General features: G+C 65.9%; 17 protein-coding genes and 1 pseudogene. 7 read left to right on the top strand and 11 right to left on the bottom strand.

From position 1 onward, the window contains the following. From AC1RNN_RS18560 to AC1RNN_RS18530, 7 genes and pseudogenes are all read right to left on the bottom strand, one after another. Nucleotides 1-87: pseudogene (locus AC1RNN_RS18560) on the bottom strand (tripartite tricarboxylate transporter TctB family protein); the annotation flags it as partial. Nucleotides 88-162: 75 nt separating this feature from the next. Next, nucleotides 163-1,953 carry a type IV pilus assembly ATPase TfpB gene (gene tfpB / locus AC1RNN_RS18555; protein ID WP_493090693.1) on the bottom strand — a complete coding sequence of 597 codons (1,791 nt, stop codon included), beginning with the start codon at nt 1,951-1,953 and terminating at the stop codon, nt 163-165. Then, nucleotides 1,950-2,708: a class I SAM-dependent methyltransferase gene (locus AC1RNN_RS18550; RefSeq protein ID WP_493090694.1), complete on the bottom strand. Its 759-nt coding sequence runs from the start codon at nt 2,706-2,708 to the stop codon at nt 1,950-1,952. Before AC1RNN_RS18550 ends, tfpB begins: the two co-directional genes overlap by 4 nt. 6 nt (nt 2,709-2,714) lie before the next feature. Beyond that, the gene (locus AC1RNN_RS18545) at nt 2,715-3,560 is read right to left on the bottom strand and encodes a TatD family hydrolase (RefSeq protein WP_493090695.1); all 846 of its coding nucleotides are present in this window, start codon (nt 3,558-3,560) and stop codon (nt 2,715-2,717) included. A gap of 28 nt (nt 3,561-3,588) precedes the next feature. Beyond that, nucleotides 3,589-4,785: an ABC transporter substrate-binding protein gene (locus tag AC1RNN_RS18540; RefSeq protein WP_493090697.1), complete on the bottom strand. Its 1,197-nt coding sequence runs from the start codon at nt 4,783-4,785 to the stop codon at nt 3,589-3,591. Nucleotides 4,786-4,914: 129 nt separating this feature from the next. Then, entirely contained in the window at nt 4,915-5,580 is a 666-nt protein-coding gene (lolD, locus tag AC1RNN_RS18535; RefSeq protein ID WP_493090889.1) for a lipoprotein-releasing ABC transporter ATP-binding protein LolD, read from the bottom strand. Nucleotides 5,581-5,674: 94 nt separating this feature from the next. Then, a complete protein-coding gene (locus tag AC1RNN_RS18530) occupies nt 5,675-6,931 on the bottom strand; it encodes a lipoprotein-releasing ABC transporter permease subunit (RefSeq protein WP_493090698.1) in 1,257 nt (418 codons plus the stop codon). Nucleotides 6,932-6,990: 59 nt separating this feature from the next. On the opposite strand from AC1RNN_RS18530, the gene AC1RNN_RS18525 reads away from it, so the two are divergent. Next, nucleotides 6,991-7,938 carry a phosphoglycerate mutase gene (locus tag AC1RNN_RS18525; protein ID WP_493090700.1) on the top strand — a complete coding sequence of 316 codons (948 nt, stop codon included), beginning with the start codon at nt 6,991-6,993 and terminating at the stop codon, nt 7,936-7,938. Continuing rightward, a complete protein-coding gene (gene recJ, locus AC1RNN_RS18520; RefSeq protein WP_493090701.1) occupies nt 7,935-9,644 on the top strand; it encodes a single-stranded-DNA-specific exonuclease RecJ in 1,710 nt (569 codons plus the stop codon). Before AC1RNN_RS18525 ends, recJ begins: the two co-directional genes overlap by 4 nt. A gap of 56 nt (nt 9,645-9,700) precedes the next feature. Here recJ and AC1RNN_RS18515 read toward each other — a convergent pair whose 3' ends face one another. Next, nucleotides 9,701-10,429, bottom strand: a complete 729-nt coding sequence (locus tag AC1RNN_RS18515) for a substrate-binding periplasmic protein (protein ID WP_493090703.1) — start codon at nt 10,427-10,429, stop codon at nt 9,701-9,703. A gap of 326 nt (nt 10,430-10,755) precedes the next feature. Between AC1RNN_RS18515 and AC1RNN_RS18510 the strand changes: the two genes are divergently transcribed. The 3 genes from AC1RNN_RS18510 (at nt 10,756) to AC1RNN_RS18500 (ending at nt 13,329) form a co-directional block, all read left to right on the top strand. Then, nucleotides 10,756-11,493 carry an NUDIX hydrolase gene (locus tag AC1RNN_RS18510; protein ID WP_493090704.1) on the top strand — a complete coding sequence of 246 codons (738 nt, stop codon included), beginning with the start codon at nt 10,756-10,758 and terminating at the stop codon, nt 11,491-11,493. After that, a complete protein-coding gene (locus AC1RNN_RS18505) occupies nt 11,490-12,509 on the top strand; it encodes a transporter (protein WP_493090705.1) in 1,020 nt (339 codons plus the stop codon). The genes AC1RNN_RS18510 and AC1RNN_RS18505 overlap by 4 nt, the downstream gene beginning before the upstream one ends. A gap of 67 nt (nt 12,510-12,576) precedes the next feature. Continuing rightward, nucleotides 12,577-13,329 carry an SDR family NAD(P)-dependent oxidoreductase gene (locus AC1RNN_RS18500; RefSeq protein WP_493090707.1) on the top strand — a complete coding sequence of 251 codons (753 nt, stop codon included), beginning with the start codon at nt 12,577-12,579 and terminating at the stop codon, nt 13,327-13,329. Here the strand turns inward: AC1RNN_RS18500 and ppk2 are convergent. Then, nucleotides 13,323-14,189: a polyphosphate kinase 2 gene (ppk2, locus tag AC1RNN_RS18495; protein ID WP_493090891.1), complete on the bottom strand. Its 867-nt coding sequence runs from the start codon at nt 14,187-14,189 to the stop codon at nt 13,323-13,325. The genes AC1RNN_RS18500 and ppk2 overlap by 7 nt on opposite strands. Nucleotides 14,190-14,356: 167 nt before the next feature. Here ppk2 and bktB point away from each other — a divergent pair, with 167 nt between their 5' ends. Further along, nucleotides 14,357-15,544: a beta-ketothiolase BktB gene (gene bktB, locus AC1RNN_RS18490; RefSeq protein ID WP_493090709.1), complete on the top strand. Its 1,188-nt coding sequence runs from the start codon at nt 14,357-14,359 to the stop codon at nt 15,542-15,544. A 20-nt stretch (nt 15,545-15,564) separates the two neighbouring features. Here bktB and AC1RNN_RS18485 read toward each other — a convergent pair whose 3' ends face one another. Continuing rightward, entirely contained in the window at nt 15,565-16,602 is a 1,038-nt protein-coding gene (locus AC1RNN_RS18485; RefSeq protein WP_493090711.1) for a GGDEF domain-containing protein, read from the bottom strand. Nucleotides 16,603-16,786: 184 nt separating this feature from the next. Between AC1RNN_RS18485 and AC1RNN_RS18480 the strand changes: the two genes are divergently transcribed. Further along, nucleotides 16,787-17,992, top strand: coding sequence for an NAD(P)H-dependent flavin oxidoreductase (locus tag AC1RNN_RS18480; protein WP_493137490.1), 1,206 nt, complete (start codon nt 16,787-16,789; stop codon nt 17,990-17,992). 64 nt (nt 17,993-18,056) lie between these two features. On the opposite strand, the gene AC1RNN_RS18475 is transcribed toward AC1RNN_RS18480, so the two are convergent. After that, nucleotides 18,057-19,703, bottom strand: coding sequence for a GGDEF domain-containing response regulator (locus tag AC1RNN_RS18475; RefSeq protein ID WP_493090713.1), 1,647 nt, complete (start codon nt 19,701-19,703; stop codon nt 18,057-18,059). Nucleotides 19,704-19,715: the final 12 nt, after the last annotated feature.

The raw sequence follows: 19,715 nt of genomic DNA, 5'->3' as shown, positions 1-19,715 counted from the left end.
GTAGCCCGTGGCTCCCCACGCAAACGACACCCCTACGCCCATGAACATCAGCCCGGCGAAGAAGTCTTTTTGGCTTTTTATATTCACTCGTTGTCTCCTACACAGAAAGCGGTTCCGCATTCTGCCTGCATTTTTAGGGGTTTCTGTCTAGGGGTTTTCGTCCTACCCGTGCAGGGGGGGCGTCGAGCTCAAGACCTCTTCCATCACCGTCAACCCCTCGGCCACACGCAGCGCGCCGGCAAGTCGCAGGGGCCGCATGCCATCACTCACGGCCTGGCGGCGCATGGCGTCAATGCTCGGGTCGCCGCTCACACGGCTCTTGAAGCCTTCAGTCACCGTCAGCAGCTCATACAACCCCATGCGCCCCATAAAGCCCGTCATGCGGCAATCCACGCAGCCCACGGCCTTGTAAGGCTTGTAGCCACCGTTAATCTGCCAGGGTTTGACCATCTCACTCAGGGCTTCGCGGCTGGCCTCGTCATCACGCACCTTGCATTGCTTGCACAGCGTGCGCACCAAGCGCTGCGCCAGCACACCCAGCAAGGTCGCGTTGATCAGGTAAGGCGGAATGCCCAGTTCCATGAGGCGCGTCACCGCCGACGGGGCGTCGTTGGTGTGCAAGGTGGAGAACACCAGGTGACCGGTCAGCGCTGCCTGCACCGCCATCTCGGCGGTTTCCAGATCGCGAATTTCGCCCACCATGATGATGTCCGGGTCCTGCCGCATAAGCGCACGCAAGCCCTGCGGGAAGCCGAATTCCAGCTGCGGCTGCACCTGCGTCTGGTTGAAGCTGGGCTCGATCATTTCGATCGGGTCTTCCACCGTGCTGACGTTCACCTCTTCGGTCGCAACGCGCTTGAGCGTGGAATACAGCGTGGTGGTCTTGCCCGAACCCGTGGGGCCGGTGACCAGAATGATGCCGTGCGGGCGTTGCACCAATTGCTCCCAGCGCGGAGCATCGTGCGTGGTGAAACCCAGCGCGTCCAGGTCTTTGACCGCATTGTCGGGGTCAAAAATCCGCATCACCATCTTTTCGCCAAAAGCGGTGGGCAGCGTGGAGATACGCATTTCGATTTCATCGCCGCGCGGGTTGCGCGTCTTGATGCGGCCGTCTTGCGGGCGGCGCTTTTCGATCACATCCATGCGGCCCAGCAGCTTGATGCGCGCCGTCATCGCGTTGAGCACCCCCATGGGCATCTGGTATACCGGGTGCAGCACACCGTCGATGCGGAAGCGGATCACGCCCTGCTCGCGGCGCGGCTCGAGGTGGATGTCGCTGGCGCGCTGGTCAAAGGCGTATTGCCACAGCCAGTCCACCACCTGCACCACACCCTGGTCGTTGGCGTCGAGCTGCTTGTTGCTCTTGCCCAGCTCCACCAGTTGTTCAAAGCTCGCACCATTGTTGGCGCCGGTCTTGGTGGCCGCACGCACGCTCTTGGCCAATGCATAGAACTCTGCCGTGTAGCGCGTAATCTCCTGCGGGCTGGTCACCACGCGCTTGACGCTGCGCCGCGTCTGGCGCTCCACCTCGGCCACCCAGTCGCTGATGAAGGGCTCGGCCGTGGCCACGGTGATCTCGCTGCCCGACACCACCACGGGCAGGATGCGGTGGCGCTCGGCGTAGCCCGCACTCATCGCATCGGCCACCTTGCCCACGTCCACCTTGAGCGGGTCAATGCGCAAATAGTCCAGCCCCGCGCGCAGGGCCAGCCACTGCGTCAGCATTTCAATGTCCAGCGGCTTCTGGTCCGAGGCACGGCGCATGGACACGCTGGCCAGGCGCACCAGCGGGTGCTGGACGCTTTCGGCCTGGGCACAGCGTGCAATGGTGCGCTGGGCTTCGTCGTCGGCAATCACCTTGTCCTGCTGCAGCCACTCGACCAGGCGGCGCCAATCCAGCGGGCCCGCATGGACGGCAACAGGGGCCAAGGGCTTCTTGGAATGGGTACTCATGCTTGCACCGGTTTGAAAACGCGGACCCACTTGTCCGCGGGCAGCCCCCAGTGGGACTGGATGAATTCGGCCCGCTCCAGCAGCACGCTGCGCTTGGGACGGCTGGGCACGCGCTGGGCCATGACCACGGTATTGCCCTCACGTGTAGCCTTGAAGGCCCACAAGGCTTCGTCACCAAAGGCCTGCGCCATCTTGTCCACGCTGGCCTGGAAGCTGGAACTGCGGCCAAACAGGTTGACCGTCATGCAGCCTTCTTCGGTCAGCGCGGCACGGCAGTCGGCGTAGAAGTCAACACTGTCTAGCACGGGGGCCGCAGCTTCCTCGTCATACAGGTCCACCTGCAGCGCATCCACGGCGCCAATCCATTTGTCTTTTTTGATTTCCTCGGATGCATCACCCAACACCACCTGCATGCGGCTGTTGTCGGCCGGGAGCTTGAACCAGCCACGGCAGGCGTGCAGCACCTGCGGGTTGAGCTCAATGGCGGTGGTCTTCATCTTCAGTTCCTTGTGGCAGAACTTGGTGAGCGAACCGGCCCCAAGGCCCAGTTGCAGCGCCTGGCGCTTGGGCACCGTGAGCGGATCCACAAACAGCAGCCAGGCCATCATGCGCTGGATGTATTCGTGCACCAGCACGGTGGGCGCCTCCACCAGCATGGAGCCTTGTATCCATTCGCTGCCCAGGTGCAGGTGGCGGATGGGGCCTTCTTCGGAGAAATTGACTTCGGGGAGGATGAGAGATGCTTTTCGAACCATGGGGATTTATAACAGCAGCGCCCCCAGGCGCGGCAGCGCTTTACACGCGTTCTCCGTCGTGGCGTTGGCCAGCGCTTCGAGGCGCACGCCGCGGAGCTCCGCCACCGTCTGCGCGATGCGCGGCAGCTCAGCCGGCGTGTTGCGGCCTTGGGGCTTTCCGGCCTCGCGCTCAGCAGCCGTTGCATAGAGCCAGTGCGGCGGGATATCGGGTGCATCTGTCTCCAGCACCAGGGCGTCCAGCGGCAGGGTCTGGGCCAAATGGCGCAGCTGGTGGGCGCGCTCAAAGGTCACGGCGCCACCAAAGCCGAGCTTGAACCCCAGCTTGATGAACTCTTGCGCCTGAACCTCGCTGCCGTTGAAGGCATGGGCAATGCCCTGCCAGCGCCCGCCGGGGCCGGCCACCTCACGCAGGTGCTTGAGCAGACGGTCCGCCGAGCGGCGCACATGCAGCAGCACCGGCAGGTCGAACTGGCGCGCCAGCTTCAGCTGGGCGCGGTAGACCGCCTCCTGCTTCTCGCGCCAAGGGCTTTGCGTGAGCTGGGGCACAAAGTAGTCCAGCCCGATTTCGCCCACCGCCACCAGGCGCGCGTCGGTATGGTGGGCGCGCAGCTGCTGCTCCAGCATGGTCAACGCATCGTCCTGCGCCGTGGGCACGTACAGCGGGTGGATGCCCAGGCCATAGCTGTTGCCACCCGCGTGGGCCAGTGTGCGCACCGTCGTCAGGTTACCCACCTCCACTGCGGGAATCACGCAGTGCACCACATTTGCTTGCCGCGCGCGCTGCTCCACGGCGTCCAGCTCCGGGCCCGCCGCAAAGGCGTCAAGGTGGCAGTGGGTGTCTATCCAGCGCATGCCGCCATTGTCGGGGCTCCAGACGGGTCTAGCGCTTGCGCTGCACAAACAGGTTGCGGGTGCGATCTTCAGGGTAAGCGAAGCTAACCAGTCCGTTCTTCACCAGCCCCATCACCAGCATGTTGCTGGTGATGGCGTCCTTGTCGTCCTTGCTGAAAGGACGCTCGTGCGTGGCCGTCACGCCGTAGTAGACGCGGGGCATGTTCTCCAGCGCGTTCTTGACGGACGGGCCCGAGAGGTTGCCGTCGCGGATGGAGAGGATGGCGTAGGTGAGCAGGTAGACCGTGTCATAGGCCTGGGCGGCGGCCATAGGCACGGTGATTTTCTTGGTGTTGAACTTGCGGGCGTAGGCGCTCAGGAAGGAGATGCGCCGCTCATTGCTGGGCTCGGCAATGAAGGTCTGCGCCATGAGTGCGCCCTCGGCGGCCTCCTTGGCACCATCAATGAAAAACGGGAAGGACAGCGGCCAGGCGCCCACCTGCGGCACGCTCCACTTCAGGGCCTGGCGCCCCTTGGCGATGACGGCGTTCTCGGGCCCCACGGTGTAGCTGAACACCACGTTGGCACCGGCCGCCTGCGCGGCTTTCAGCTCGGCCTGTAGGTCTTTCACACCCAGCTCAAAGCGCGCCACATGCACCGGCTGCAGGTTCCTGGCCGCCAGCGCCTTGACCACATCGTTCATGCCGCCTTCGCCATAGGCCGTCTTGTCGGCAAAGATGGCCACCTTGGTCCAGCCGCGGTTGACGATGTCGTCCACCACAAAGGGCGCCTGGATGGCGTCACGCGCGGAGGTGCGGAAGATGTAGCTCTCGGGCGCCGGGTATTTGGTCGTGATGGGCGTGCCCGTGGCGCAAGGCACGATGAGCGGCAGCTTGGCGGTCTGGTAGACCTCCAGCGACTTCATGGCCACGCCGGTGTTGCAGAAGCCGATGGTGGCAACCACCTCCTCCTTCAACAGTTCCTGCGAGGCCAGAAGGCCCGCGTCGGGGTTGGCCGTGTCGTCCTTGATGACCAGTTCCAGCGGGCGGCCCAGGTAGCCGCCGGCCGCGTTGATCTCTTCCACCGCGAGCTTGGCACCGTTGAGCATGGGGATGCCAAAGTCGGCAGACGGGCCAGTGAAAGGGCCGACCAGGCCTATGCGCAGAGGTTTGGCGTTTTGGGCCAAGGCGACTGACGCGCAAACCAGCAGCAAGACCCCGCAGGGCAACCAACGACGACGGTTCATGGCGAACTCTCTGAGAAGTGGCAATGGCCGGCAGCTTAGGCCGCAGCGCGCCTGCCCTCATCCGCAACAACCCTTGGCCCGCGCCTGCCTGTCAGCAAAGCGCAAGCCAGTCGCCAGTCAGGCGGAGGGTCAGGCCAGTCGGCCCGACACCAGCTTCAACTGGCGGCTGCAGCGTGCGGCCAGCGTGGCGTCGTGGGTCACCAGCACAAAGGCCGTGCCCTGCTCCCGCGCCAGCTGCAGCATCAGCTCGAACACGCCATCGGCCGTGCTGCGATCCAGGTTGCCGGTGGGTTCGTCGGCGAGCACACAGTCGGGCTTTGTCACCAGCGCACGGGCAATCGCCACGCGCTGGCGCTCGCCGCCCGACAGTTCGGCCGGGCGGTGGTGCATGCGGTGCTCCAGCCCCACCAACGCTAGCATTTTCATAGCTGCTTGCGCAGATTCAGCGGGGGCTACACGCCGAATTGTGAGTGGCATGGCGACATTGTCCAGCGCGCTGAACTCGGGCAGCAGGTGGTGGAACTGGTAAACAAAGCCCAGGTGCTGGTTGCGCAGGCGGCCTTGTGCCGCAGGGGGCAGCGCGGCCAGCTTGTGGCCCAGCAGGTCCACGCTGCCGCTGGTGGGCGCATCCAACCCACCCATGAGGTGCAGCAAGGTGCTCTTGCCCGAGCCCGAGGCGCCAACGATGGCCAGGGTCTCGCCCCGGTGCACCTGCAGGTCCACGCCCTGCAGCACGGTGACGTCGAGCCGGCCTTCCTGAAAGCGCTTGGTCAGGCCGCGCACCTGCAGCACCACCTCGCCCGCCGGCTGCGCCGCCGGGGGCTCGGCCAGATCGGCTACCTGCTGGTACTGCGCAGCGGCCAGGGCCTGTTCGACGGGGGACAGGGACTTACTCATAACGCAGGGCCTCGGCAGGGTTGACCTGGCTGGCGCGCCAGCTGGGGTACAGGGTGGCCACAAAGGCCATGAGCAACGCAATCACGGCCACGGGCACGATGTCGCTCTGCTGCGGGTCGCTGGGCATGCGGCTGATGAGGTAAATATCTTGCGGCAAAAAGCTCGCGCCCAAGAGGCGCTCCAGCGCAGGCACGATGACGTCAATATTGAAGGCCACGCCCAGGCCCAGCAGCAGGCCGGCCAGCGTGCCGATCACGCCCACCATGGCGCCCTGCACCACGAAGACCCCCATGATGCTGCCCGGGCTGGCCCCCAGCGTGCGCAGGATGGCGATGTCGGCGCGCTTGTCAGTCACCGTCATCACCAGCGTGGACACCAGGTTGAAGGCCGCCACCGCCACGATGAGGGTGAGGATGATGAACATCATGCGTTTTTCGACCTGCACCGCGGCAAACCAGGTGCGATTCTGGCGCGTCCAGTCGCGCAGCAGCAGGTCCCCACTCATGGTGCGGCTCAGCTCCTGCGCCACTTCGCGGGCCTGGTGCAGATCTTTGAGCTTGAGGCGCACGCCCGTGGGGCCTTCCAGGCGAAAGATCTTGGCCGCATCTTCCCAGTGGATGAAGACCAGCGCCGAGTCGTATTCGTAGTGGCCGGAATCAAAGGTCCCCACCACCGTCATCTGCTTGAGGCGCGGCACCACGCCGGCCGGCGTCACCTGCCCGCTGGGGGCAATCAGGGTGACACGATCCCCCTTGACCACGCCCATGCTGCGCGCCAGCTCACCGCCCAGCACCACGCCAAACTCGCCGGGCACCAACTGCGCCAGCACCGCAGCCTGAGCACCGGTGGCCACGTCCGACACCTCGGGCTCGCGCGCCGGGTCGATGCCGCGCACCATGGCGCCCTTCATCTCTTCACCCCGCGCCACCAGCGCCTGCGCTGCCACAAAGGGAGCCGCACCTATGACCTGCGGGTTGGCCTTGGCCTCGCGCAGGGTGCGGTCCACATCGGGCAGGGCTTGGCCGCCGGGGGCAAACACCTCGATGTGGGAAACCACACCCAGCATGCGGTCACGCACTTCCTTCTGGAAACCGTTCATCACGCTGAGCACGATGATGAGCGCGGCCACACCCAGCGCAATGCCCAGCATGGACACTCCCGAGATGAAGGAAATGAAGCCATTGCGCCGCGTAGCCCGGCCTGCGCGCGTGTAGCGCCAGCCGATGGTGAGCTCGTAGGGAAGTCGCATCAAAGGTCAGAAAGAGCTGAAGTGCCCGGATTGTGGCATCCATGCGGGACAATGCCGCCATGCACACCGTTATTCCCTACGCCGCACCTGCGGGACCACACTGCCAGGCCGCCCTGGCGGATCTGGCGCTTCCCCACCTGGCCCAGTTGCTGGGCATGCTGCAACCCAACCCGCCGCTGCTGGGTTCGGCCGAGTCGCTCACCCCGCTGGGCGAGCGCGTGCACGCCAAGAGCCTGGGCCTGCAGGGCGCCGACGGCCTGGTGCCCTGGGCTGCGCTGGATGCGGAGCACCTGGGCCTGACCAAGCAACACGGCACCAGCGGCTGGGCCTGGATCACGCCCTGCCACTGGCGCATCGGTGCGGACCATGTGCTGATGGAAGACCCGCAGGCGCTGAACCTGAGCGCACACGACTCCGACGCGCTGCGCAGCGCCATGCAGCCTTACTTTGCCGAAGACGGCATCACCCTGCACCCGCTCAACGACACCACCTGGCTGGCCCAAGGGGCTGCGCTGGCCGACCTGCCCACCGCCTCGCTGGACCGCACGCGCGGCGCCCGCGTGGACGGCTGGATGCCGCGCCAGGAACAGGCCCAACCCCTGCGCCGCCTGCAAAACGAGATGCAGATGCTGCTCTACACCCACCCGGTCAACGACGCACGCAAGGCCCGCTTCCTGCCGCCGGTGAACTCCTTCTGGATCAGCGGCACCGGCACCCTGCCCACCACCCCGCGCAGCGCCCCGGCCCAGCGCGTGGAAATGGAAAACAGCCTGGCCGCAGCCGCCCTGCGCGATGACGGCCGCGCCTGGGCCCAGGCCTGGCAGGCGCTGGACCAGGGCCTGATCGCCAAGCTGCTGACCCGCGCCAAGGCCAACCAGGCGCTGGAAATCACCCTTTGCGGCGAACGCATGGCCCCGACCTTTATATTGCAGAGCAGCCCCTGGTGGAACCGCCTGCAGCGCCGCTTCACCGCGCCGCCCCCGCACGAATTGCTGCAAACCCTATGAACATCATTCCCCGCGACATTCCGCCGCGCGCCGCCTGGCAACTGGAGCAGGCCGGCATCCATCCCCTGCTCGCGCGCCTGTACGCCGCCCGCGGCGTGAGCAGCCCTGACGAACTGGACGACGCCCTGGCCAAACTGCTACCGCCCAGCACCCTGCTGGGCGTGGACCGCGCCGCCGTGCTGCTGGCCGACGCCGTCGCACAGAACAAAAAACTCTGCGTGGTGGCCGACTACGACTGCGATGGCGCCACCGCCTGCGCCGTAGCCGTGCGCGGCCTGCGCCTGCTGGGCGCGCAGCAGGTGGACTACCTGGTGCCCGACCGTGTGGTGGACGGCTACGGGCTCACCGCGCCCATTAGCGAACGCGTGGCCCAAACCGGCGCCGAAGTGCTAATCACCGTGGACAACGGCATTGCCAGCGTGGACGGCGTGGCCCGTGCCAAGGTCCTGGGCCTGCAGGTGCTAGTCACCGATCACCACTTGCCCGCCGCCGTGTTGCCGGACGCTGATGTGATCGTCAACCCCAACCAGCCCGGCTGTACGTTTGAGAGCAAATCCATGGCCGGCGTGGGCGTGATGTTCTACACCCTGCTGGCGTTGCGCTCCGAACTGCGCGCGCGCGGTGTGTTCGATGCCGCGACCCAGCCCAAGCTCGATGCCCTGTTGCCCCTGGTGGCGCTGGGCACGGTGGCCGACGTGGTGAAGCTGGATGCCAACAACCGCCGCCTTGTCGCCCAAGGCCTCAAACGGGTCCGCGCCCTAGTCATGCCTGCGGGTCTAGCTAGTCTTTTTGTAGCAGCGGGGCGCAAGGCGGAGGTGGCGACCACCTTCGATTTCGGCTTTGCCCTGGGCCCGCGCATCAACGCAGCCGGCCGCCTCTCCGACATGACGCTGGGCATTGAATGCCTGCTGACGGACGACCCCGCCCGCGCCGACGAATTGGCCAAAACGCTGGACGGCATCAACCGCGAACGCCGGGAGATTGAGGGCGACATGCGCGAGCAGGCGCTGATGATTGCCGAAAGCCTGTTTGACGAGGGTGATGAGCCCCCGCCCGCCGTCTGCGTGTTCGACCCCGACTTCCACGAAGGCGTGGTCGGCATCGTGGCCAGCCGCATCAAGGACAAGCTGCACCGCCCCACCTTCGTCTTCGCGCCCAGCAGCGCGCCGGGCAAGGAGCACGAGCTCAAGGGCTCGGGCCGCAGCATTCCGGGCTTTCACCTGCGCGACGCACTGGACCTGGTGGCCAAACGCTACCCGCAGGCCCTGCTGCGCTTTGGCGGCCACGCCATGGCGGCTGGCTGCACGGTGGCGGAAGAATTTTTTGACGACTTCGAAAACGGCCTCAACGAAGTGGCGCAGGAATGGCTGGACGCCGCCACGCTGACCCGCCGCATGGAAACCGACGGCCCCCTCAACCCCGAATACCGCCGCGTGGACCTGGTGGACGCGCTGCACAAGGAAGTCTGGGGCCAGGGCTTTGCGGCGCCCACCTTCAGCGAAGAGGTGGAAGTGGTGTCCCAGCGTCTGGTCGGTGAAAAACACCTCGCGCTCAAGCTCAAGCACCAGGGCCAGCCGGTGGACGGCATCTGGTTTGGCCACACTGAGCCCCTGCCCCCGCGCGTGACGCTGGCCTTCCGCCTGGATGCCGACGAGTGGCAGGGTGTGCGCCGCGTGCGTTTTCTGGTCGAAGGCGCAGAGATTTAAAGGTTTTTGGCTCCTGGCCCACGTGGATATTGCGCGAGCAGCTACCAAAACAATAGCTACCTGCGCAGCTTGCGCTCCAGTGCATCCAGCCGCCGGCTGCGCTGCAGCTCGCGGTAGCCGGCGTCAAAGGCGTCCATGATGGCCTGCGCGTTGTCCACTTTCTTGGACACCACAAAGTGAATGGGAACCGTCCAGAAGCTCTTGCTCTGCACCTGCAACAGCGGCGCCTCGCCGGGATCGAGCTTGTTGGCAATCAGGTAGCGTGCCACTGACTCTTCGAGCGGGAACACGTCGATGCGCTTGTAGATGAGCTTCTTGAGGTTGTTCACGTCGTCCACCGCCTCGTCCACCGCCAGCACGCCCTGGGCCTGCAGGTCGGCAAAGGGCTGGGAATAGAAGTTGCCGCGGGTCACGCCCACGCGCCACTGCCCCAGGTCGGACAGGCTGGCCCAGTCCCGCGCCTCGCCGGCACGCTGCACAAACACCATGCGGTAGGTATGGATGGGGCGGCTGGAGAACAGCAAGGCTTCTTCACGTTCGGCGCTGCGCGCCCACCCAAAGCTGCCGTCGTAACGGCCCGACATGACGCCGGCAATGGCGCGGTTGTTGGGGACCCATTCCATGGTGGAACGCAGGCCTGAGGCCTTGAAGGCCTCCACCACGATCTCCGTCAGCGGCCCGCCACCAGGCTCGCTTTCCACCTTGAATGGCGGGTACTCTCCGATGCCGATACGCACCGTCTCCGGCGGGGCTGCGTGCGCCCACGGCACTGCCAGCGCCAGCATCGCAACGACTCGCCATACCCTTCTGCGCGGAATGTGCATGGTGGCATGGTACGCCGCCAGCCACTGCAAGGCCAGTCACCACAGTTCTGCCAAGGTTTCCCCGGTGGTCACCGGCGTGTCATACCTCTGTCATCCGGGCGCCGCAAAATGTCGCACCCTGCGGCCCTGCGTACCATGGAGGGCCGCACTCACCGAGGCCACCCCTGAACCCGCAATACCCCCTCCCCGCCAGCGCCCAGGCTTTCCACGACGCGCTGGGGCACAACGGTCGCGCCTGGCTTGCGCAACTGCGCGCCAGCTGTGCCCTGCCCCCGCCTGCGGGCTGGGTGCTCTGGCGCACGCCGCAGCAGGCCTTGGGCTGGCTGCGGCCGGAGCGTGCCGCCCTGCTGCTGAACGGGCTGGCTGGCTGCCGGCAAGACGGCGACGAGCTCGTATGGGAATGCACCACCTGGCGCAGCGCAGAACGCAGCGCCCAACTGCAAGGCTTTCTGCAGAACTGCCAAACCCAGGGCCTGCTGCCGGGCTGGCGCCATGAGGCCTTTGCCTTCTGGTTTGATGGCTGCACCGAACCCCTGACGGACCAGCCCCCGCTGCTGGCCGTGGAACGGGCAGGCTTCCGCTTTCTGGGGCTGATGAGCCATGCGGTTCATATCAATGGCTTCACGCCCGAAGGCGCCCTGTGGTGCGGACGGCGCAGCGCCCGCAAGGCCACCGACCCCGGCATGCTGGACAACGTGACGGCCGGCGGCCTGCCCGCCGGGGAGTCGCCGCTGGGCTGCGCCAGGCGCGAGCTGTGGGAAGAAGCCGGCCTGCACTGGCCCGATGAGAGCCAGGTCCACTCTGCAGGCTGGGTACGCACCCGGCGCGCCGAGCCCGAGGGCTGGCACGACGAGAGCCTGCTGGTGCTCAACCTGACGCTGCAGGCCACGCAACGCCCGCACAACCAGGACGGCGAGGTGCAGGAATTCCTGTGCCTGACAGCGCCCGAGGTGCTGCAGCGCTTGCAGGCCGGTGAATTCACGTGGGATGCCGCAGCGTCCCTGGCGCAGGGCTTGGGGCTATGAACGCCCCCAGCCTCTACGGTGCCGACAGCGCCGGTCTGATCTGCGGCTTTCTGTTCGGGCCTGATGGCAAGGGCAGCCCGCTGGACACGCCCGATGCCCTGCGCTGGCTGCAGCAGCAGACGAATCAGGCCACGCCGGAGCCAGGCTTTGTCTGGCTGCACTTCAACCTCTCGCAAGCCGCCACCGGCAAGTGGCTGCGCGAGAACCTGCAGCTGTCCGACCTGTTCTACGAGTCGCTGCAGGACGGCTCCCGCTCCACCCGCGTGGAGCTGGACGACGACACCCTGATTGCCGTCGTCAACGACGTGCACTACGACTTTGCGTTTGAGCCCTCGGACATTTCCACGCTCTGGCTGTCGGTTGCGCCGCGCCTGGTTGTGAGTGCGCGGCTGCAGCCGCTGCGCTCCATCGACCGGCTGCGCGACGCCGTGCGCCGCGGCGAACGACTGGCCTCGTCCGTGGCGCTGCTGGTGCACCTGATGCAGGACCAGGGCGATGTCCTGATCAATATCGTGCGCAACACCACGGCACGCGTGGACGACATCGAAGACAAGCTGCTGGCCGGCCGGCTGGAGACCAAGCGCGCCGACCTCGGCAGCCTGCGCCGACTGTTGGTGCGCCTGCAGCGTCTGCTGGCGCCCGAGCCGGCCGCCCTGTTCCGCCTGCTGCGCAAACCGCCGGACTGGGTGGGCGAAGACGACCTGCAAGACCTGCGCCAATCCACCGAAGAGTTCAACGTGGCGCTGAGCGACATGGCGGCGCTGCAGGAACGCATCAAGCTCTTGCAGGAAGAAATTGCCGCACGCGTGGCCGAGGCCAACAACCGCAGCCTGTTCGTGCTGACCATCGTGACCGTGCTGGCCCTACCCATCAACATCATTGCCGGCCTGCTGGGCATGAATGTGGGCGGCATCCCGCTGGCTGACCACCCGCATGGCTTCTGGGTGGTGGTCGCGCTCATCGTCAGCATCACGGCCATCGCGGGCTGGATCGCGCTGCGCCGCCCGCGCGACTGATAAATACCGTTTCTGGCCATAGCCCTTGTTGATATTGCGCGAGCAGCTATCAATACAATAGCAAACCATGCAACACCTCACCATCCTCACCGGCGCCTCCCGTGGCATGGGCCTGGCCATGGCAGAACAACTGCTGGCGCCCGATGCCCTGCTGCTATGCATCTCACGCCAGACAAATGCCGCCCTGACGGAGCAGGCAAAACGCGTGGGCGCCACGCTGCTGCAATGGCCGATGGACCTGGCGGACGGTGCCACCGCAGCGGCCCGGCTGCGCGAATGGCTGACGCAGCAAAGCCCGGGCACGCTGGCCGGCGCCACCCTGATCAACAACGCCGGCGTGATTCCGGCCCTGGTGCCCCTCTCCGAATCCGACCCCAGCGCACTCGCCCAAGCCCTGCGCGTCGGGCTGGAAGCGCCCATGCAGCTCACCGCCGCCTTTCTGGGCGCCACACGCAATTGGACGCTGCCACGCAAGGTGCTGAATATCTCCTCCGGCCTGGGCCGGCGCGCCATGGCCTCACAGGCCGCTTACTGCGCCGCCAAGGCGGGCATGGACCACTTCACGCGCTGTCTGGCACTGGACGAAGCGCTATCGGCCAATGGTGCCAAGGTGTGCTCGCTGGCGCCGGGAGTGATTGATACCGACATGCAGCTGCAGCTGCGCAGCTCGGATGCCACGCACTTCCCCGACCAGGCGAGCTTTGCCAATCTGCACGCCCAGGGCCAGCTCAGCAGCCCCGGGGAGGCGGCGCGCCGCGTGCTGAGCTATCTGGCGCGGCCGGACTTTGGCGCACAGCCGGTGGCCGATGTGCGTCAGTAAATCTCCGGAACGATGATGTCCTGCGGCACCGGCCGACGCTCATAGTCCTCATGCCGCACGCGCTGCGGCAAAGTTACCGGCGGGTGCTCCGTCTCTTCATACGGCATTTGCTGCAGCAGGTGGTGGATGCAGTTCAGGCGTGCCTTCTTCTTGTCCACCGCCTGCACCACCCACCACGGTGCCTCGGCAATGTGGGTGCGTTCCAGCATCACTTCCTTGGCGCGGGTGTAGTCTTCCCAGCGGCTGCGGGACTCCAGGTCCATGGGGCTGAGCTTCCATTGCTTGAGCGGGTCGTGGATGCGACCCAGGAAGCGGCTGTGCTGCTCTTCGTCGGAGATGGAGAACCAGTACTTGATGACCTGGATGCCGGAGCGCACCAGCATCTTTTCGAACTCGGGCACGCTGCGGAAGAATTCTTCCAGCTGGTCGTCGGTGCAAAAGCCCATGACGCGCTCCACGCCGGCGCGGTTGTACCAGCTGCGGTCAAACAACACGATCTCGCCCGCCGCCGGCAGATGACTCACATAGCGCTGGAAATACCACTGCGTGCGCTCGCGGTCATTCGGTGCGGGCAGTGCCGCCACACGGCACACGCGCGGGTTCAGGCGCTGGGTGATGCGCTTGATGGCGCCGCCCTTGCCGGCCGCATCGCGCCCCTCAAAAATCACGACCACCTTGTGGCCCGTGGCCACCACCCAGTCCTGCAGCTTGACGAGCTCGCCCTGCATGCGGAACAGCTCCTTGAAGTACTGGCGGCGTGCAGCGCGCGCATCGGCGTCCGGTGCCTGTCCGCCAGCCAGGCGCTCCAGGTGCTGGTCGTCCAGCTCCATCTCCAGTTCTTCGTCATAGCTGTCGAGCATGTCGTTCTGGATACGGCGGATCAATTCGTCTTCGCTGGCGCTCACGGGCAACTCCTAGTGGCTGGTTTACCCCGCAAGCCTAGGGAAGTGTTGTGACAAACTGGTGAAAAATCCATGACGCCGCGCGCCGTAAGATGCCGCCATCCATCATTTGCAGGAGTTCTCCCATGAGCCGTGAAGTCGTCGTCGTCAGCGCAGTGCGCACCGCCATTGGTACCTTTGGCGGCAGCCTCAAGGACATCCCCCCCACCGAGCTGGCCGCGCAGGTGGTGCGCGAATCGCTGTCGCGCGCCAGCGTGGACGGCAAGGACGTGGGCCACGTCGTGTTCGGCCATGTGGTCAACACCGAGCCCAAGGACATGTACCTCAGCCGCGTGGCGGCCATCAACGGCGGTTGCGCCGAAGGCACACCGGCCTACAACGTGAACCGCCTGTGCGGCTCGGGCCTGCAGGCCATCGTCAACGCCGCGCAAACCATCGCGCTGGGCGATGCCGACATCGCCATTGGTGGCGGCGCCGAAAACATGAGCCGCGCGCCCTTTGCCAGCCTCAATATGCGCTGGGGCGCCCGCATGGGCGACACCAAGATGGTGGACATGATGATCGGCGCGCTGCATGACCCCTTCCACACCATCCACATGGGCGTGACTGCGGAAAACATTGCGGCCAAGTGGGGCATCAGCCGCGAAGAGCAGGACGCCATCGCAGTCGAAAGCCACCAGCGCGCCCAAAAGGCCACAGAGGCCGGCTACTTCACCAGCCAGATCCTGCCCGTCATGCTCAAGAGCAAGAAAGGCGACGTGGCCTACGCCACCGACGAACACTTCCGCGCCAACGCCACGCTGGCCGACATGGCCAAGCTCAAGCCCGCCTTCCTTAAGGAAAACGGCACCGTGACCGCCGGTAACGCCTCGGGCATCAACGATGCCGCCGCTGCCGTGGTGCTGATGGACGCCGCTACCGCCAAGGCCCGTGGCCTGCAGCCGATGGCCCGCCTGGTGGCCTATGCCCACGCCGGTGTGGACCCCAAGTACATGGGTATTGGCCCGGTGCCCGCCACGCAAGCTGCGCTGAAAAAAGCCGGCCTCACTGTGAACGACTTGGACGTAATTGAAGCCAACGAAGCCTTTGCCGCGCAAGCCTGCGCCGTGACGCGCGATCTGGGGCTGGACCCGGCCAAGGTCAACCCGAATGGTTCGGGCATTTCGCTGGGCCACCCCATCGGCGCCACCGGCGCTCTGATCACGGTGAAGGCGCTGTATGAGCTGGAACGCATCAACGGCCGCTACGCGCTGGTGACCATGTGCATTGGTGGCGGCCAAGGCATTGCCGCCATTTTTGAGCGCGCCCGATAAAAGGGGCGGCGTGGGCCTGGCTAGAACAGATCCACGTCCATGCCTTCGGCGACCTGCTCAACGATGGCACCGGAGCTGACCAGATCCTGGTAGTCGCACACCTGGTTTCGGCCGTGCTCCTTTGCGTAGTAAACGGCTTTGTCGGCACGTCCGAAAGCGCCACTGGGAGTGTCGTGCGCAAGCAACACTGAGAAACCAATACTCACAGTAATCGACCCCACCTGGGGGAAGGAATAGGCCTGCACCCGCTCGCGCAGGCGTTCCAGCGCAGTGCGCGCATGCTCCACACTGTCACAGCGCATGAGCACCACGAACTCCTCGCCACCAAAGCGGTAAAGCAAGTCGTGGAAGCGGAAACTGGAGCGCATGAGGCGCGCCAGCAGCAGCAAAACTTCGTCCCCGATCAGGTGACCGTAGGTGTCGTTGACGCGCTTGAAGTGGTCGATATCCAGCACTGCCAGCCAGACGCCGGCGTCCGGGTGGGTGTGGCGGCGCTCGCCGCCTTCGGGCAATTCGTCGCCATGCTGCTCGGCCGTGGCCTTGAAAAAGGCGCCGTCAAAGGTTTTGCGGTTAAGCAGTTCGGTCAGCGCATCCTTCTCGCCGTAGTCCAGCAGGCCCACCACGTTGTGGTAGGTCTGGAGGATGCCGTCCAGCAGCTCCAGGCTGTGGGCGGAAAGCGCCGCATCGGCACCCAACTCCAGCAGGCCCCAAGTGCCTTGCGGGGTTTGCAGGGGAATGACGGTGGTGTGGTTGGCGGCCAGGGCATGGACGGTGGCACCTTCGGCCAGGGCCTGCAGGCGCAAGGGAAAACCGGAAACATGGGGCAGCGTGGTCCAGTCGGTCCAGATGAGGTCGTGGGTGATCTGGGCCTGGCCCCGCTCCAGCCGGGCCTGCACGAGGCAGCGGCGGTCATCGCCCTCACCCACCACACGGATGAGGCAGGCACTTTCCAGGTGGCTATCGCTGCCGTCCATCACCAGGCGCACCAGCGCAGCATCCAGCGCGTCGCGGTCACGCAGACCACTCATGGCGGCCAGACTTTGCACAAGCGCATTCATTCCTGGTGTTTTCCTCATCATTCTTGACTAGCGCCGGGTTCCAACCCCCGACTGCACAGCAACTTGACCCACCTCAAAGCCGGGCCCGAGGGCGCCCTCTAAGCTGTGCAACTTCCCACCGCCCCCTATCTTAGAGCACCCCATGACTCCAGCAAGCCCCCTTTTGCCCTATATGGCCTCTTCCATGGCCCGTGAGTCCGCCGATTGGCTGCAGCGCAGCGGCCTGGGCGCCCTGCGCCTGGCCGGCCGCAGCCTGCTTCCCATCGTACAGGGTGGCATGGGAATTGGCATTTCTGGCAACCGCCTGGCCGGCAGCGTGGCTGCCCTGGGTGGGGTGGGCACGCTCTCCAGCGTGGACCTGCGCCGCCACCACCCCGACCTGATGGAGCAAACCCGCGAGCTGGCGCCAGGCGAGGCGGCCAAAGCAGGCATCAACGCTGCCAACCTGATCGCCATCGACCGCGAGATCGCGGCCGCCCGCGCCCGCACCGGGGGCCGGGGCCTGCTGGCCATCAACGTGATGCGGGCAGTGAGCGAGTACGCCGCCAACGTGACGCGGGCGCTGGAGGCCGGTATTGACGCCGTGGTGGTGGGCGCCGGCCTGCCACTGGACCTACCCGACCTGGCCAAAGATCACCCCAAGGCCGCGCTCATCCCCATCCTCTCGGACGCACGCGGCGTGCAGTTGCTGGTGAAGAAATGGGAGCGCAAGAAACGCCTGCCCGACGCCGTGGTGATTGAGCACCCGCGCCTAGCCGGCGGCCACCTGGGCGCGGCCCGCATTGCCGACTTGGGCGACACACGCTTTGACTTCGAGAACGTGCTGCCCGCCGTGCGCCAGTTTTTCAAGGACGCGGGTTATGAGCAGCACATTCCGCTCATTGCAGCCGGCGGCGTCAGCAGCTGCGAGGACATTGCCCGCCTGCAGGCGCTGGGAGCGGATGCAGTGCAGCTGGGCACGGCCTTTGCCGTGACCGAAGAAAGCGATGCGCATGCCGAGTTCAAGCGCGTGCTGGCCCAGGCCCGGCCCGAGGACATGGTGGAGTTCACCAGCGTGGCGGGCCTGCCGGCGCGCGCCGTGGGCACGCCCTGGCTGCGCGCCTACCTGAAGATCGAGCCCAAGCTGCAGGCCGTGGCCCAGGTGAAGGCGCGCTGCACCAAGAGCTTTGACTGCCTGGCCCAGTGCGGCCTGCGCGATGGGCTGCAGGGCTGGGGCCAGTTCTGTATCGACAACCAGCTGGCGGCCGCGCTGCGCGGCGACACCAAAAAGGGCCTGTTCTTCCGCGGCGCAGGTACCCTGCCCTTTGGCGATCAGATCAAAAGCGTGCGTGAGCTGATGCAGCGCCTGCTAACGCCCGGCATGGCACCCCATGGGCTGGCGCCAGTTTGAGGCCGACGGCTGAATTGCTATTATTTCAGGAGCTTCTCGCGCACTATCCACGCGGGCTGAAGGCCTATTTTCCTTGCAATCCCGCTTGCAATATGAGCACCTGGTTGCGGCCGGCGCGCTTGGCCTGGTAAAGCGCCTCGTCAGCGCGCTTGAGCAGGCTTTCCGAGTCCAGATCGGCGTCCCACTGTGCAATGCCGCAGGAAAAGCCGCTGCTGAACCAGCCGTCGTCCACCGGATGGCGGATGCGGGAAAAGTCCACGCGAATGCGGTCCAGCACGGTGTGGGCCTGCTCGGCCAGTGAGCCCGGCAGCACCACCACAAACTCCTCGCCCCCGTAGCGGCCCACCACATCGCTCTTGCGCACCCGCTGCTTGAGCAGCCAGGCCAGACTGCGGATGACATGGTCGCCCATGGGGTGGCCGTAGGTGTCGTTGACGGACTTGAAGTGGTCAATGTCCACCATGGCCACGCACAGGCCGCTACCGTCCAGGCGCGCAGCGTTGATGGCGTTTTGCAGCTGCTGCTTGGAGCTGGTGTGGTTGAGCAGGCCGGTCAGGCTGTCCTGCAGCATGGTGCGGCGCAGGGTGCGGTACCGGTCGATCTTGCTCTTGACCACGGCGTTGAGGATGACCGGGTTGAAAGGCTTGGTGAGGAAGTGGTCACCGCCCAGGCGCAGCGCGTCCACCTGCAGTGCCACATTGCTGTCTCCCGAGAGGTAGACCACGGGGGTGGACAGGAACTCGGCATGCTGGCGGATCACACGCGTGACTTCCACACCGGTGCAGCCGGGCATGTACATGTCCATCAGCACCAGATCGGGCTGGTACGAGGCCAGCGCGGTCAGCACGTCCTGCGGGCGCGTGATGGCCTGGGATTCAATATCGCTCTCGGACAGGGTGCGGCGGATCAGCGCGCTGGCGGTCTTGGAGTCCTCCACCACCAGCACGCGGTAAGGTGGCTCCTCCTCGTTGCTGCAGAGCTTGACGATGCGCGCCATGATGGCGGCGTGCTGCGTGCCAGTGGCAAAGCAGGCGTCGCAGCCCGCGCCCAGGGCCTGGTGCTGGCTCTCGAAATCCGTGCCCACGTTCAGGCCCATGATGTGGCTGGCCGAGAACTGCCCGCGCAGCGCCTGCACCTGGGCCACAAAGTCGGCCAGCACCCGGCCGCCGGCATCCACCAGCACCAGGGTCGGTTCGGGCGCAGCGGGCAGCGCCTGCGCACTGCCCACCAGATCCACCTGCACCTGAAAGAAGCCGACCTGGGCGACCAGGTCTTTCCACAGCGCGGGCGTATCAGTCACAAAGGCAATCTTTTTGGGCGGCGCCAAGGTGTTCAGCGAGGCGCCGTCTGGCGCCGGGTCCTGCACATGGCGGCGCTCGGCCTGCTGGGACGAGTGACCGCGCGCAAAGGCCTGGGCGCGGGCACCCAGCTCCTGCACCAGCGTGCCCACCTGCTGCCGGGCCTCGGGCGGCAGGCTGCCGCCGCCAGCAGGGTCCATGAGCTGGTCCATCAGCGCCAGTACCTTTTGCTCCAGCGCATGCGCGCTCTGGTGCAAGCCGGAGAGGCCGTGGCTTTCCAGGAATTGCGTGAAGCTGGAAACCGACACGGCAAACTCGACAAAGCCGTCCAGCCCGGTCTGCGGTGCGCAGGCCGACCATTTGGCGGCCAGCTCCTGGCAGCGCTTGGTCAGCTCTTCGGGGGTACAGGCCATGCGGTGTGCGGC

It is taken from the genome of Rhodoferax sp. GW822-FHT02D07 (assembly GCF_058802405.1).
The sequence above is the reverse complement of the archived record's forward strand: the minus strand, read 5'-3'. Positions and strand labels throughout refer to the sequence as shown.

Bases quoted from the DNA above. Each gene is read 5' to 3' on its own strand.
- AC1RNN_RS18525 (WP_493090700.1), top strand. From the start codon at position 6,991: ATGCACACCGTTATTCCCTACGCCGCACCTGCGGGACCACACTGCCAG.
- AC1RNN_RS18545 (WP_493090695.1), bottom strand. From the start codon at position 3,560: ATGCGCTGGATAGACACCCACTGCCACCTTGACGCCTTTGCGGCGGGC.
- AC1RNN_RS18540 (WP_493090697.1), bottom strand. From the start codon at position 4,785: ATGAACCGTCGTCGTTGGTTGCCCTGCGGGGTCTTGCTGCTGGTTTGC.
- AC1RNN_RS18550 (WP_493090694.1), bottom strand. From the start codon at position 2,708: ATGGTTCGAAAAGCATCTCTCATCCTCCCCGAAGTCAATTTCTCCGAA.
- AC1RNN_RS18485 (WP_493090711.1), bottom strand. From the start codon at position 16,602: ATGAATGCGCTTGTGCAAAGTCTGGCCGCCATGAGTGGTCTGCGTGAC.
- AC1RNN_RS18475 (WP_493090713.1), bottom strand. From the start codon at position 19,703: ATGGCCTGTACCCCCGAAGAGCTGACCAAGCGCTGCCAGGAGCTGGCC.
- AC1RNN_RS18515 (WP_493090703.1), bottom strand. From the start codon at position 10,429: ATGCTGGCGCTGGCAGTGCCGTGGGCGCACGCAGCCCCGCCGGAGACG.
- recJ (WP_493090701.1), top strand. From the start codon at position 7,935: ATGAACATCATTCCCCGCGACATTCCGCCGCGCGCCGCCTGGCAACTG.
- AC1RNN_RS18505 (WP_493090705.1), top strand. From the start codon at position 11,490: ATGAACGCCCCCAGCCTCTACGGTGCCGACAGCGCCGGTCTGATCTGC.
- AC1RNN_RS18500 (WP_493090707.1), top strand. From the start codon at position 12,577: ATGCAACACCTCACCATCCTCACCGGCGCCTCCCGTGGCATGGGCCTG.
- AC1RNN_RS18480 (WP_493137490.1), top strand. From the start codon at position 16,787: ATGGCCCGTGAGTCCGCCGATTGGCTGCAGCGCAGCGGCCTGGGCGCC.
- tfpB (WP_493090693.1), bottom strand. From the start codon at position 1,953: ATGAGTACCCATTCCAAGAAGCCCTTGGCCCCTGTTGCCGTCCATGCG.
- bktB (WP_493090709.1), top strand. From the start codon at position 14,357: ATGAGCCGTGAAGTCGTCGTCGTCAGCGCAGTGCGCACCGCCATTGGT.
- AC1RNN_RS18530 (WP_493090698.1), bottom strand. From the start codon at position 6,931: ATGCGACTTCCCTACGAGCTCACCATCGGCTGGCGCTACACGCGCGCA.
- ppk2 (WP_493090891.1), bottom strand. From the start codon at position 14,189: ATGCTCGACAGCTATGACGAAGAACTGGAGATGGAGCTGGACGACCAG.